13 protein-coding genes, 2 tRNA genes and 1 pseudogene are annotated in these 13,199 nt (G+C 62.5%); 6 read left to right on the top strand and 10 right to left on the bottom strand.

Annotated elements, in window-relative coordinates; all coding sequences use genetic code 11:
- Nucleotides 1-89: 89 nt before the first annotated feature.
- Nucleotides 90-314 (bottom strand): hypothetical protein, encoded by a 225-nt coding sequence (locus tag GCT19_RS27540; protein WP_152853742.1) that lies wholly within the window; start codon nt 312-314, stop codon nt 90-92.
- A 280-nt stretch (nt 315-594) separates the two neighbouring features.
- The gene (locus GCT19_RS27545; protein WP_152853693.1) at nt 595-798 is read right to left on the bottom strand and encodes a cold-shock protein; all 204 of its coding nucleotides are present in this window, start codon (nt 796-798) and stop codon (nt 595-597) included.
- 223 nt (nt 799-1,021) lie between these two features.
- On the opposite strand from GCT19_RS27545, the pseudogene GCT19_RS27550 reads away from it, so the two are divergent.
- Both GCT19_RS27550 and GCT19_RS27555 read left to right on the top strand, forming a co-directional pair.
- Nucleotides 1,022-1,401, top strand: a pseudogene (locus GCT19_RS27550) (transposase); the annotation flags it as partial.
- Nucleotides 1,402-2,146: 745 nt separating this feature from the next.
- The gene (locus GCT19_RS27555; RefSeq protein WP_152853694.1) at nt 2,147-2,605 is read left to right on the top strand and encodes a hypothetical protein; all 459 of its coding nucleotides are present in this window, start codon (nt 2,147-2,149) and stop codon (nt 2,603-2,605) included.
- Between the two features lie 126 nt (nt 2,606-2,731).
- Here GCT19_RS27555 and GCT19_RS27560 read toward each other — a convergent pair whose 3' ends face one another.
- From GCT19_RS27560 to hemN, 3 genes are all read right to left on the bottom strand, one after another.
- Nucleotides 2,732-3,961 (bottom strand): tyrosine-type recombinase/integrase, encoded by a 1,230-nt coding sequence (locus GCT19_RS27560; RefSeq protein WP_152853695.1) that lies wholly within the window; start codon nt 3,959-3,961, stop codon nt 2,732-2,734.
- Nucleotides 3,962-4,134: 173 nt separating this feature from the next.
- A tRNA-Leu gene (locus GCT19_RS27565) sits at nt 4,135-4,219 on the bottom strand.
- A 121-nt stretch (nt 4,220-4,340) separates the two neighbouring features.
- A complete protein-coding gene (gene hemN, locus GCT19_RS27570) occupies nt 4,341-5,726 on the bottom strand; it encodes an oxygen-independent coproporphyrinogen III oxidase (RefSeq protein ID WP_152853696.1) in 1,386 nt (461 codons plus the stop codon).
- A 178-nt stretch (nt 5,727-5,904) separates the two neighbouring features.
- Here hemN and GCT19_RS27575 point away from each other — a divergent pair, with 178 nt between their 5' ends.
- The 3 genes from GCT19_RS27575 (at nt 5,905) to GCT19_RS27585 (ending at nt 7,810) form a co-directional block, all read left to right on the top strand.
- Nucleotides 5,905-6,207 (top strand): YkgJ family cysteine cluster protein, encoded by a 303-nt coding sequence (locus GCT19_RS27575; protein WP_176136668.1) that lies wholly within the window; start codon nt 5,905-5,907, stop codon nt 6,205-6,207.
- Nucleotides 6,208-6,289: 82 nt separating this feature from the next.
- Nucleotides 6,290-6,883: a DUF1439 domain-containing protein gene (locus GCT19_RS27580; RefSeq protein ID WP_152853697.1), complete on the top strand. Its 594-nt coding sequence runs from the start codon at nt 6,290-6,292 to the stop codon at nt 6,881-6,883.
- Nucleotides 6,884-6,973: 90 nt separating this feature from the next.
- Nucleotides 6,974-7,810, top strand: coding sequence for an undecaprenyl-diphosphate phosphatase (locus GCT19_RS27585; protein ID WP_018434504.1), 837 nt, complete (start codon nt 6,974-6,976; stop codon nt 7,808-7,810).
- 70 nt (nt 7,811-7,880) lie between these two features.
- Here the strand turns inward: GCT19_RS27585 and trmB are convergent, their stop codons facing one another.
- Both trmB and GCT19_RS27595 read right to left on the bottom strand, forming a co-directional pair.
- Entirely contained in the window at nt 7,881-8,687 is an 807-nt protein-coding gene (gene trmB / locus GCT19_RS27590) for a tRNA (guanosine(46)-N7)-methyltransferase TrmB (RefSeq protein ID WP_018434503.1), read from the bottom strand.
- Nucleotides 8,688-8,813: 126 nt separating this feature from the next.
- Nucleotides 8,814-8,887, bottom strand: a tRNA-Gly gene (locus tag GCT19_RS27595).
- A 224-nt stretch (nt 8,888-9,111) separates the two neighbouring features.
- On the opposite strand from GCT19_RS27595, the gene GCT19_RS27600 reads away from it, so the two are divergent.
- Nucleotides 9,112-10,830 carry a methyl-accepting chemotaxis protein gene (locus GCT19_RS27600; protein WP_152853698.1) on the top strand — a complete coding sequence of 573 codons (1,719 nt, stop codon included), beginning with the start codon at nt 9,112-9,114 and terminating at the stop codon, nt 10,828-10,830.
- Nucleotides 10,831-10,965: 135 nt separating this feature from the next.
- Here the strand turns inward: GCT19_RS27600 and GCT19_RS27605 are convergent, their stop codons facing one another.
- The 3 genes from GCT19_RS27605 to GCT19_RS27615 form a co-directional block, all read right to left on the bottom strand.
- A complete protein-coding gene (locus GCT19_RS27605) occupies nt 10,966-11,529 on the bottom strand; it encodes a YggT family protein (RefSeq protein ID WP_018434501.1) in 564 nt (187 codons plus the stop codon).
- Nucleotides 11,530-11,686: 157 nt separating this feature from the next.
- Nucleotides 11,687-12,007, bottom strand: a complete 321-nt coding sequence (locus GCT19_RS27610; RefSeq protein ID WP_152853699.1) for an EthD family reductase — start codon at nt 12,005-12,007, stop codon at nt 11,687-11,689.
- A gap of 96 nt (nt 12,008-12,103) precedes the next feature.
- Nucleotides 12,104-13,039, bottom strand: coding sequence for a Rossmann-like and DUF2520 domain-containing protein (locus GCT19_RS27615; protein ID WP_152853700.1), 936 nt, complete (start codon nt 13,037-13,039; stop codon nt 12,104-12,106).
- Nucleotides 13,040-13,199: the final 160 nt, after the last annotated feature.

The raw sequence follows: 13,199 nt of genomic DNA on the forward strand, positions 1-13,199 counted from the left end.
GTTCGGGATCCTGCGTGATGTTTGGGCGGGTTTTGTTGCACCCCCTGGTGACTCAGATGCGCTGGGTGTTTTGAACCGTGGCGTCGTCTTTAACCGCGCGTATCGATCCAGTTGAGTGCCCATTGGGTTGAGTGCTGCAAGGCCTGCTCTTCACTTTTGAAGTAGTCGAGCGAATAGAACCGGTAGCGGCCTTCGGCTCGCGCGCTATCGATGCGTTCGAGCAGCAAGTTAGATGAGAAGCTACCGTCGGACAAACGATGCGCCGAGGATTGGACGGCATAGCCGTTGTAATGTTGAATTCGTCTGTTTTGCATTTTAATTTTAATGATATTTGAGTGCGCACATGCCGTGCGAAAAGTGCACGGGCGCGCTGATTCAAAGCCAATCGAGCCGACTTCTGAAGCAGTCGAACAGCGAAAAATGGCGTCGAAGCCTGAGGGGAAATTGAGGCGCAAGAAGGCGTATGACGCTCTTGGCAAACTGCTCAATAAGCAGATGCCAATCAGGCGCGATTGCTCCAGCCGAGCGAGACGAAGCTCCGCGAGGGTGTCGCCGCAACCCGACGTCCGTTGCGGGAGGCCGGGCTCTTCAACTTTACAGCGGCTTGATATTAGCCGCTTGCAGCCCCTTCGGGCCTTGCTTCGTTTCGAAGCTCACCTTCTGATTTTCAGCCAGCGTCTTGAAACCGTCGCCCCTGATTTCGGAGAAGTGAGCAAACAGGTCGCCGCCGCCTTTGTCTGGGGTGATGAAGCCAAAGCCTTTGCTGTCGTTGAACCACTTAACGGTGCCGGTATCCATAAAGAATCCTTGAGAAAAAAGTGCGAAAGTTTGCTCTATTAAAGAGCGCGTGAAGCTTCAAGGAGGGAGAGGACAACGAATACCGCGGAGGAGCGAGGAATTGATGAACAGCAATCGAACTTCTTGAACTTCGGAGTGGACAGTACCCGCCGGATGGACCAGCGTCAATACTTATCTTGTAACTGTTTCACCAAGCGGCCCGTTTTGCAGGCGAAGCGATGCGGCCACCAGCTACAAGGACCGTAAGGCGGTTGCCACCGCGCTGCGCCCGATTTACGCCGCAGCCAGCGAACAGGCCGCACAGCATGCGCTGGAAGACTTCGCTCACGGGCTGCGGGGAACGGAATATCCGACCATCGTGTAGTTCTGGCGACGAGCGTGAAAAAAAGTCACGCCCTTCTTGGTCTTCCCGTCTGAGATACGCCGGGGTCATGTGCACTACAAACGCACGAGAGTCTGAATATGCGACTGCGCAAGAACATCAAGACCCGAGGGCACTTTCCAAACGACGAGGCGGCCATCAAGCTGCTGTGGCTGCCGCTTCGTGATGTGATGGCCAAGTCCGTGCGAGCCGCATTCGACTGGCCATCCGCCATGAACTAATTTGCTATTCTGTTTGGCGAGCGCTTCACGCACGCACGCGGATAACTCCGAAAACCGTCTCGCACACTAAATTGCGGACAGGTCCGGCCGAAAGCGCAAACCCGTCGAGATCGACTCGCGTTTGCATCCGGCGACGAAAGCGACTGTCTCTCCCGGTACTATCAACGTTATTAGTGGACGGATGTCGCAACGTGCATGGCGCCTAAAACCGGCGCAAGCCTATCCTGCAGTACCTAATTCTTTGTTGTTTTTATCGTGTGATTTCAAATGTAATCGGACCAACGTAGGACGCTGTTGGATCGTTGCTAATTGGACTGCTGACCCGATCGACACGATTCGCGTACTGGTGCGCCCTCTGTTCTCAACGCAGGACAAGTACGAGCAACCCGTGAAGCAATCGTTTCCAATCGAGTGGCGACGCGCGAGAGTAATTACCTTAGATCGGACGATGTAGATATGATTGACCGTCGGTTTCGGCGCAAACCAACCCGGCATCCTCTGCTCCCCTACAGAACCAGATATTTCAATTCTCACGCGTAAGTTTGCGGCACAGCAGCCAACGACGACTGCCGTTGCATACTTACCACAAAACAAAAAATAGTAGGTTGTTCCAATGAATTCCATACGCGTTCGAGGCAGTCCTAATACGTCAACGTTCGACGTGGTTGCGGCATTGACGTACCAGCCGATGGCGCGGACGATTGGCTCAAACCCTCTCGTCACCAAATGCAAACGGAAGGTCATCATGCCCGCATCGAAGACTTACACGAAAGCGCAATGGGATGAGTTTGCCCGGCGACTAGATGAGTTACCGGAAAAGCCACCGTCGGAACAGCGAGTTACCGTACGCGATGCAATGCCGAAGGTTCGCGCCCATATCAATGCAGCACGTACGAAGGGGTATTCGCTTGAGCAGCTAATCGATCAGGCGAGGGAGGCCGGTATGGACATAACGGCGAGTGCGCTTCGCTACGCGCTCCAGGATACGACGAAGCGACGAACGCACACTCGCCGGATACCTGGCTCGCAGCAATCGCAAAGCAAAGTGATCACACCTGTCACTCGTTCAGACCCGCAGAAGTTCGGTCAGCAGTCCGATACTCCTTCGCTAGCAAAGAGGGAGCGCGGCAACAACAAACCCGGATCAATGATCGCTCACGACGAATTCAGTTTCGAGATCAGACCGGATACGGAGAATCTTTGAACGCGAGACGATGAAGACTATCCCGATAATCGAACCTGTTTCGACCATTTAAAAGTTGACTCAGCGCAGCAGCGGCATCAAGGGATGCGCACGCATTGGCATGCTTGGAATAGCACATCGCAGTCGTCAAGTCGCAGCTTTCCCGCTTCCAATATCAATAACCTGCGCACCTAAACGGAGCCGATCCAGATAGTCGGCCCATTTCTGCATCATTACCCGGCGTTCCTTGATGAACTTTGTGCGGTTATAGGCTGTGCCAAGGTTGTCCGGCACTGTGTGCGCGAGTTGATGCTCGATCACTTCTGGTCTCTGATCGAGTTCCTCATGCAGGATCGTGCGCGCCATCGCACGAAAGCCGTGTCCCGTGATCTCCGTGCGCGTGTCGTAGCCAAGCCTGCGCAGTGCTGCATTGATCGTGGCCTCGCTCATCGGCCGCTTGCGATCGCGCGCGCCCGGGAACACATAGCGGCCTGCACTCGTAAGTGCGTGCAGTTCATGCAGAATGGCGATCGACTGTGTGCAAAGCGGCACTAAATGTTCAGTCCCAGTCTTGGTGACGAGGTAGCGCCATTCGCCCTTGTCCAGATCGAATTGGGACCATTCAGCCTGGCGAAGCTCACCGGGCCGGACGAATAGTAATGGTGCAAGTCGGAGCGCGCAGAGGACAGGGAAGGTGCCGGCGAACCCGTCGAACGCACGGAGCATCTCGCCGATCTTCGTCGGATCTGTGATCGAAGCGAAGTGGGTTGTTTGTGCCGGGGGAATCGCGCCGACCAGATCCCGAGCGGGGTCGGCCTTGCAATGTCCCTCCTTGATGCCGTACCGGAATACCCGGCTGATCTCGCTACGCACACGATGGGCCGTGAAGCGGGCGCCGCGACTGTCGACGCGCTTCAGGACGGCCAGAATGTCTGGCGCGTCGATGTCGGAAACTGGGCGCTTGCCCAGCCACGGGAACACGTCATTTTCCATGCGGGCGAGCGTTTTCACGTGCTGGGCTGGCTCGACACTGCTCTTGCGCTCGTTCATCCAGCCGCGCGCGACTGCCTCGAAAGAATTGGCCGCGGCGAGCCTGGCGGCTCGTTTCTCGAGGCGTTTGACGTTACTTGGGTCCAGTCCAGCTGCCAGCTTTTCGCGGGCCTCGTCTCGCTTTTTGCGCGCTGCCGCGAGCGACACGTCCGGATAAACGCCGAGCGCGAGCGTCTTGTCCTTCCCCGCAAACCGGTAATTCATCCGCCAGTATTTCGCGCCGGACCTGTCGAGCTGGAGATACATGCGGCCACCGTCAGCGAGGCGGTTGCCGGTGCCATCCGAGTTGTAGCGAGCGTTCCTAACCTGGACGTCGGTCAGCGACATGGTGGTATCTCCCTCTGGAAAATCCCAGAAACGAGCCAGATACCACCAAAAATACCACCGGATACCACCAGCTGTCGACGAGTCAACGCGGATCAACGGGGAATAAAAAACCCCGCAAGTCCTTGATCTTGCGGGGTTTTTCGGAATTTATCGGCTCTCGCCGGAACAGCTTGTGGTGCCCAGGGCCGGAATCGAACCGGCACGCCTTGCGGCGGGGGATTTTGAGTCCCCTGCGTCTACCAATTTCACCACCTGGGCAGATACTGCAGCGCGCGTCAGAAGTTCAGCGCGCGAGGAAGACGCAGATTATGGCCGAAAATCGGTCGACGGGCAAGCCGATTGCCGTCACCGACCGCAGCGCGTTGGCAACGAGCCGTGCTCAAACCGTGCGCGAGAACCGTGTGAGCGTCTGCTCGCCGAGATAGCGGTCGAATACCATCGCGAGATTGCGCACGAGCATGCGGCCGGCCATCCTCACTTCGAGCTTGCGCGCGCCGAGCGAGATCAGCCCGTCGTCCTCGAATGCACGCAGACGCGCGAGTTCCGGCGCGAACGTCTCGGTGAAGTAGATGCCGTACGCCGCCTCGAATTCGTCGAAGCGGAGCTCGAGGTTGCACATCAGCTGCGTGATCACGTCGCGCCGCAGACGGTCGTCGGCGGACAGGCGGATGCCGCGCGCGATCGCGAGCCGGCCCGCGTCGATCGCGTCGGTGTAGGCGGGCAGCTCTCGCGCGTTCTGCGCGTACACGTCGCCGACCTTGCCGATCGACGAGGCGCCGAAGCCGATCAGATCGCACTCGGCCCGTGTGCTATAGCCCTGGAAATTGCGGTGCAGCGTGCGCTCTGCCTGCGCGCGCGCGAGCTCGTCGGTGGGCAGCGCGAAGTGATCCATGCCGATGTACACATAACCCGCCCCCGTCAGCCGCTCGACTACCCGTTGCAGCAGCGCGAGCCGTTCCTCGCTCGACGGCAGCGTCGCGGCATCCATCTGCCGCTGCATCTTGAAGAGCTGCGGCATGTGCGCATACGCGAACACCGACAGCCGGTCCGGCGCGAGTTCGAGCATCGTGTCGAGCGTGCGGCTGAAGCTCGCGACCGTTTGATGCGGCAGGCCGTAAATCAGATCGACGCCGATCGAATGAAAACCGTGTGCGCGCGCCGCTTGCATCACCGACGCGGTCATCTCGAACGGCTGGATGCGATTGATCGCCTGTTGCACGCGCGGATCGAAGTCCTGCACGCCGAGGCTCAGCCGGTTGAAGCCGAGATGGCGCAGCAGCGCGATCGTGTCGGGCGACGCCTCGCGCGGATCGACCTCGATCGAATACTCGGCTTGAGCGTCGGGCAGCAGATTGAAGTGCTGGCGCGTCGCGGCCATCAACTCGCTCATCTCGTCATGCGACAAAAACGTCGGTGTGCCGCCGCCCCAATGCAACTGCGACACGGGCCGCTGCGTATCGAAACACGCTGCCTGCAAGGCGATTTCGCGTTTGAGCCGTTCCAGGTATGGCCGCGCATGCGCGCGATTTTTCGTCACGACCTTGTTGCAGCCGCAGTAGAAGCACACGGTGTCGCAAAACGGAATGTGGAAGTACAGCGACAGATCGGTCGACGCGGCGCCCGGGTCGGCGGCGGCGCGATGATAGTCGGCGGTGTCGAACGACTCGCGGAACTGCGGCGCGGTCGGATAGGACGTATACCGGGGGCCGTTCGCGCTGTAGCGCGCGAGCAGGTCGGGGCGGAACAGGGTGTCGGCTAGGGGCATGAGCGGTATCGACGGTGGGCGGCTCTCGCGGCGTACCGCGGGTGCATGGCCATTCGGGAGTTTTCAGTTTAAGTGCGCGCCTGCGGGCTCCGTTTGTGTAAAAAGGTCGCACAGACAGGCAGTGGCACAATGCGGGTCTGGCAACGCGTTGCCAAGGTTTGAGTTCAGGAAAGATGACGTGGATCAAAAGTTGAACAGCGCACGAGTGGACGATCACGCGTGCCGTCCCGATTGCGGCGCGTGTTGTATCGCGCCGTCGATTTCGAGTCCGATTCCGGGCATGCCCAACGGCAAGCCGGCGGGCGTTCGCTGCGTGCAACTCGGTGACGATCTGCGCTGCGCGATCTTCGGCCGGCCGGAGCGGCCCGCATGCTGCTCGGGTCTGCAGCCGCAACTCGAAATGTGTGGCGCGAATCGCGCTGAAGCGCTTGCGTGGCTCACGCAACTCGAGGCGCAAACACAACCGGCATCGCATCCATGATGCGCGACGCGCGATAAGCGCCATCACCCACTCACAGCCGACGCAAGCCGATGTCCGCCAGGGCTTCCACAGGAGATTTCGCATGACTCGACCCGCAGCGCCGGCCCGGCGCCGCTTTCTGCGCGCCGCGCTGACCGGCTGCAGCGTGCTTGGCATCACTGTGTCGCTCGCGGCTTGCGCGAGCCCGACGTTTCCGTTCATGCCCTCGCAGTACACGTTCTCGCAGAAGCAGGTGCAGGAGGCCGTGCAGCGCAAGTTCCCGTATCAGCGGACGGTGTCGCAGGTGTTCGACGTCGCGCTGAGCAATCCGGTGGTGGGCATGCTGCCCGATGCGAACCGCGTGCAGGTAAAGCTCGACGCGCGTTTCGCGAGCCCGTTCCTGCAAGAGCCGGTCGATGGCGTGTTCACGCTGTCGAGCGAACTCGCGTACGACGGGGCGAGTCGCTCAGTGATCCTCAAGTCGCCGAGTGTCGATAACGTCAGCGTGAGCGGCCAGGCGCAGATGTACACGCAGCAGATCAACGCGGCCGCGGCGCTGCTCGCGACCCAATTGCTGACCAACTATCCGATCTACACGTTCAAGCCCGAGCAACTGCAATTTGCCGGCGTCCATTACGAACCCGGTACAATCACCATCCTTTCAAACGGCATACGCGTGCAGATCGTCGAAAGATGACGTGCACGCGCGGCCACGAGGGCCGCGCATGCCAGTCATGACCGTGCCGGCCTGTTTCGTTGTGACAACCAACTGCGATAAGGGGCACGGATGGACTGGCTACTGGCTTGCAAGGCGCTGATTCTCGGCGTGGTCGAGGGCTTGACGGAGTTCCTGCCGGTGTCGAGCACCGGGCATCTGATCGTCGTCGGTAGTCTTATCGATTTCTCCGACGAACACGCGAAGACCTTCGATGTCGTGATCCAGCTCGGCGCGATTCTCGCGGTGTGCTGGGAGTTTCGCCGCCGCATCGGCAACGTGATCGTGGGTTTGCCGAGCCGGCCCGAAGCTCGCCGCTTCGCGCTGAACGTAATCATCGCGACGATTCCGGCGATCGTGCTCGGCCTGCTATTCGAGAAGTCGATCAAGGAGGCGCTGTTCGCGCCGGTGCCGGTCGCATTCGCGCTGGTTGCGGGCGGCGTCGTGATCCTGTGGGCGGAGGCGCGTCAGCGCGCGCGCGGCGACGCGGCGGTGCGGGTGCGCAGCATCGACGATCTGAGCCCGCTCGATGCGCTGAAAGTCGGCCTCGCGCAGTGCTTCGCGCTGATTCCGGGGACCTCGCGCTCGGGTTCGACGATCATCGGCGGCATGCTGTTCGGCATCGAGCGCCGCGCGGCGACCGAGTTTTCATTCTTTCTTGCGATCCCGATCATCTTCGGCGCGACCGCCTACGAGCTGTACAAGGACTGGCATCTGCTCACCACCGACGCGCTCGGCAGCTTCGCGCTCGGCTTCGTGGCGGCGTTCGTCAGTGCGTTTATTTGCATCCGCTGGCTGCTGCGCTACGTCGCGTCGCACGACTTCACGGTGTTCGCGTGGTATCGGATCGGTTTCGGTCTGCTGATCCTGCTGATCGGTTATAGCGGCGGGTTGAGCTGGGCCGATTGAGGTTGGCCGTGCGATGAAAAAAAGGTCTGCAAGTGCGGACCTTTTTTCGTTGGCATGCCGTTTCGTCGCGTTACGGGGTGGCACGCTTGCGGAACACGAGGTCCCACACGCCGTGGCCGAGCCGCAGGCCGCGCCGCTCGAACTTCGTCACCGGACGATAGTCGGGCCGCGGTGCGTAGGTGTCGGCGGTGTTTTCGAGCAGTGGATCGGCGCCGAGCACTTCGAGCATCTGTTCGGCGTAGTTCTGCCAGTCGGTCGCGCAATGCAGATATGCACCCGGCTTCAGGCGCGACACGAGTAGCGCGACGAACTTCGGCTGAATCAGCCGGCGCTTGTGATGGCGCGCCTTGTGCCACGGATCGGGGAAGAAGATGTGCACGCCGTCGAGGCTGTCGGGCGCGATCATGTGCTCGAGCACTTCGACCGCGTCGTGCTGAATGATGCGGATGTTCGTCAGCGACTGCTCGCCGATCAGCTTCAGCAGCGCGCCGACGCCGGGCTCGTGGACTTCGACGCCGAGGAAGTCATCGCCAGAACGTTGCGCGGCGATCTCCGCGGTGGTGGCGCCCATGCCGAAGCCGATCTCCAGCACGCGCGGTGCTTCACGGCCGAACACGGCGGTCCAGTCGGGCTGCTGCGGCGCATAGGGCACGACGAAGCGCGGGCCGAACTCATCCAGCGCGCGGCGCTGGCCGGTCGACACGCGACCCGCGCGCGTGACGAAGCTGCGGATGCGGCGGTGATGAAGCGTGTCTGCCGGCGTCGCGCCGGGCGTGCCGTCGACGGTGTTTGCCTCGTCGCCGGTGGACTGGTCTGCTGCGCTCGTGGGAGTCGGGGAGTCGTCCGGGAGACCGGAGTCGTTTGGATCGTGGATCATCGTCGATGCTGCTGCAAGGGTGAGGGCTGCGCGGCTTGCGCGCTGTGCCGGGCCGTTGCCACTACAAAAAAGCCGCCTTCAGGGAGGCGGCTCTTGCTAGCTTCCGCTGAATACTCAGCAGGAAAGTGGAGCGGGCGATGGGAATCGAACCCACGGCTCTAGCTTGGGAAGCTAGGGTATTACCATTATACGACGCCCGCGGAACTCGCAATTTTACAGCCTTTTGGGCGGTTTGGGCAGGGGTAGGGTTCGCGCGCACGAACAGTCACCCCGTCCTTCCGCGTCGACGGTCAGAACGGCGCGCGCCTTCAGATGGCGTCTGCGCCTGCCGTTAACCCGAATGCTGCGCAACACCGTGCGCTCGCGCACCCGCAAGCCGGCGCGCTCCCGGCGCTCCCCATCCTGTTCAAGAGACTTTCCCAAGATGCAGTGGTTTTCCAATCTGAAACTGAGCCACAAGCTGGTCGGCTCGTTGATGCTGTGCGCATTCGTGACGGCCGTCGTCGGCACGGTCGGAGTGCTGAAGGTGCGCGAAGTCGCGACGATGCAAACCGAAATGTACGACCGCGAATTCGTGCCGGTGCGCGACGACGGCACCGCCGCGTGGCAGGCGGCCTCGCACTTCCGGCGCCTCTATTCGTACATCCTGAATCCGGAGCCGGCCGGCCGCGCGGATACGGTGCGCCTGAATCACGGCGGTGAAGCGGCGATCCTCGCGGCGTTCGACTACGAGCGTAAGCACGCGACCACCGACGCACAAAAGCAATTGCTGAGCGACTTCGACGCCGCCTATCCGGCCTACATGAGTTCGGTCGCGAAGGTGATGGCGCTGGCCGACCAGGGCGATCAGACCGGCGCGCTCGCCGAGCTCAAGTCGACCACCGACCCGCTGCACGTCAAGCTGCGCACGCTGATGATCAAGCTGTCGGACGTGCGGGATGAGTTGGCCAAACAGCGCGTCGCGAACGGCGTCGACATGGTTCGCTCGGTGACGTGGTGGATCGCGAGCTGCGCGGTCGTCGGCGTGGCGATTGCGATTGGCCTCGGGCTCTTGGTGACGCGGGCGGTCGTGCGGCAGATCGGCGGCGAACCGGCCGAAGTCGCGAGGGTCGTCGAGCAGATCGCGGGCGGCGACTTGAGCCAGCGCCTGAACACCGGCGCCGCCGACGAGCGCAGCATCCTGCGCGCGGTTGCGCATATGCAGGAGCGTCTCGCGTCGACGATCGGTTCGATCCGCGAAAGCGCCGAGTCGGTCAGCATCGCTTCGCAACAGATCGCGAGCGGCAACATCGATCTGTCCGCTCGCACCGAAGAGCAGGCCGCTTCGCTCGAACAGACCGCGGCGAGCATGTCGGAGTTGACCCAGACCGTCGGCCGCAATAGCGACAACGCGCGCAACGCGAGCGCGCTCGCGACTCAGGCCGCACAGGTCGTCAACACCGGCAACACGGCGGTCGAGGGCATGGTGCGCACCATCGGCGAGATCAGCGGCAGCTCGACGAAGATCTCGGAGATTACCGGCGTGATCGAAGGCATCGCGTTCCAAACGAATATTCTTGCGTTGAACGCGGCGGTCGAAGCGGCGCGCGCGGGCGAGCAGGGGCGCGGCTTCGCGGTGGTCGCGAGCGAGGTGCGCAATCTGGCGCAGCGCTCGGCGAGCGCGGCGAAGGAGATCAAGGAGATGATCACGACTTCGGTCGCGATCATCGAGGGCGGCACGCAGCAGGCGGCCGAAGTCAGCACGACGATGGCGGATATCAAGGACGCGATTCATCGCGTCTCGGACATCGTCGGCGCGATCGCGACGGCCTCCGAAGAGCAGAACCGCAGCATTCACCAGGTCGGCCAGGCCGTCACGCAGATGGACGAGACCACGCAGCAGAACGCGGCGCTCGTCGAACAGGCTGCGGCGGCCGCGCAATCGCTCGAAGTGCAGGCGCGCAAGATGAAGCAGACGGTATCGGTGTTCCGGACGGCGGAGAGCCGAGGTTTTGCGGCGGCCTTGCCGAAGCCGGTGCCGGCGCCCATTCAAACGCCGGCGCGCGTGCGTGTCGATCAGCCGGCGCTGCCGCAACCAGCGATGGCCGCGCCAGCGCGCGAGCGCGTGGCGGCGGCTGCGGATGGTGACTGGAGTATGTTCTGATCCACGGCTCGCGAGCGAGTGCCGCTATCTGGAAATTGACCGCCTGAGGCGGTCGAAGCCGCAACAACGATCAGTTGACACGAAAACGCGCCGCCGCATGCAGTCGCAAACGGCGGCGTTTCAAGCGCGATCGGCTCAGATCACAAAATAAGTCAGCTGAACCGCCGCGCGGGTGACGACCATCTGCAGCACCTGGACGATCACGAACAGCAGGATCGGCGACAGATCGATACCGCCGAATTTCGGCAGCACGCGGCGCAGCGGGTTCAGGAACGGCGCGGTCAGCTGATACAGAATCGGCATCGCCGGCGAACGCGGATTCAGCCACGACAGCAGCGCCATCAGGATCGTCATCCAGATGATCAGATTGAGCGCCCATTTGATCGCGGTGAGCACCGCGACGATCAGCATCGTCGGCACGAGCGTCAGCGGATCGGCGCCGGTCAGCACGATCATCAGGACGACGTAGATAATCGCGGTGATCAGCGTGGCGGCCACGCTCGCCCAGTCGATCCTGCGCGTGCTCGGCAGAATGTGCCGCAGCGGCAGCACGAGCCAGTTGGTCGCCTGCAGCACGGCGTTCGAGACCGGGTTGTACGGCGGCAGGCGCACGACCTGCAGCCACGCGCGCAACAGCAGCGCGGCGCCGAACAGCGTGAAAATGGTATTGAGCAGAAAACGGGCGATATCGCCAAACATCTCGGGTCCTTATGCTTCTGATAACGGCCACTGGCGGGCCGCGGGCTGCCGGCGTCGCAAGATCGGTGCGCGCCGGCGGTTTTCTGGCTTTACCTGGTTAGCCAACCGGAGGTTCGACGCCATTGCGCACCGCCAACCGGTGGTTGTCTGTCCGGCATCACACGGAAATCCGGACCTCGCTGATCAGGATCGTGCCGTTGCCGCCGTCGGTGTAGTTCGGGATATCCGCTAATAGTTGCTCGGATGCAGGCTTGAACACTTCGTAGAAGTCGTCCGCGCTATCGAACAGGAAGTGACCCGCGGCCACGTAAGGCGGCGGCGTGCCGGGCGGCCCGGCGTTCAGGCCCGCGTCGACCGACCAGCCTTTCAGCGCCGGCCCGAACAGCTTCGCCGCGAGCGGCATGTGGGTCGCGCAGTAGTAGTCGATGTCGAAGCGGCCGTTTTCTCGGTACGGGTAGAGGATGCTGACCTTGATCATTGTGCGTTCTCGTCTGTTGATCCCGAGGCGCGGCGCGGGTCGTCGCGTGATTCGCATCTGCTTCGCCCGGCGCGCCGGACGTCACATTATCACGGCTTACTTGACGCTTGCACCTGCTGCCGCCTGATTCAGCGAGCGGCCCAGCGATTCTTCCACAGCTTCGGAGATCGCTTCAATCGTCGCGGGTGGAGTTGCGCGGCGTCGGGCGAGGTTGACCGCGCGGCGCGTCAGCAGACCGTACAGCGCGGCATGGTCGCCGTCGAAGCTTTCGAGCAGCGCCAACTGCTTCTCGACGACACCCGTGTCGCCGCGCGATACGGGGCCCGCGAGCGCGTTTGGCAGGCCTTTGTCGCGCGCCGTTTCGATCGTGCCGGCGAGCATCGGCAGCAGCGCGCGCAGCGCGTCGTCCTCGGCGAAGCCGAGCGTGCGCCACAACGCGACGCATTCGGCGAGGCTGCAGAGCGCAAAGCTCGCCGCGTAGTGAGCGGCGGCGTGATACAGCATGCGGCCGCCCGGCGGAATCGACAGCGGATGGCAGCGCAGCGCGAGCGCGAGCGCGGTCAGCGTCTCCTTCAGCTCGCCGTCGGCTTCGATCGTCACCGAGCAGCCGGCGATCCGCTCCAGATCGGCGAGCTCGCCGCTAAATAGATACAGCGGATGAAAGCCGCCGATCGCCGCGCCCTGATCGCGCGCCGGCGCGAGCAGCTCGACCGGCGATGCGCCGCTGCAGTGCACGAGCGCCTTGCTGGGGTAGCTGGCCGCATCGCCGCCGAAGCGGAGTGTGTGCGCTGTCGTACCGATGCTGTCGTCAGGAACGGCTAAAAAAACGATATCGGCGGCGTCGACGACCTGTTGCGGGTCGTCAAAGGCCGCGCAGTGTGCGATCTGGGCGGCGAGCCGGCGCGCGGAATCGGCCGAACGGCTCGCCACCGCGGTGACCGGGTAGCCGGCGCGCGCAAAGGCGAGCGCGAGACAGCGCGCAAGCCGCCCCGCGCCGATGAAGCCGACGCGCGGCAAGGAAGACTGGGGCATGGTCACCTGCTCCGGACGGATCGTGTGAACGGGAAAGCAGCAGTATCTCGCATCCGGCGAAGCGCGGGCGATCCGGCCCCTTGCGGGGGGCGACAGCTGTCGTCGGATGAGTTTGCGGGCGATATGGCGCCAACGGTTGGTCATCGGGTGGCGCGACGCC

Source organism: Paraburkholderia atlantica, from assembly GCF_009362785.1.
GTDB lineage: Bacteria > Pseudomonadota > Gammaproteobacteria > Burkholderiales > Burkholderiaceae > Paraburkholderia > Paraburkholderia atlantica.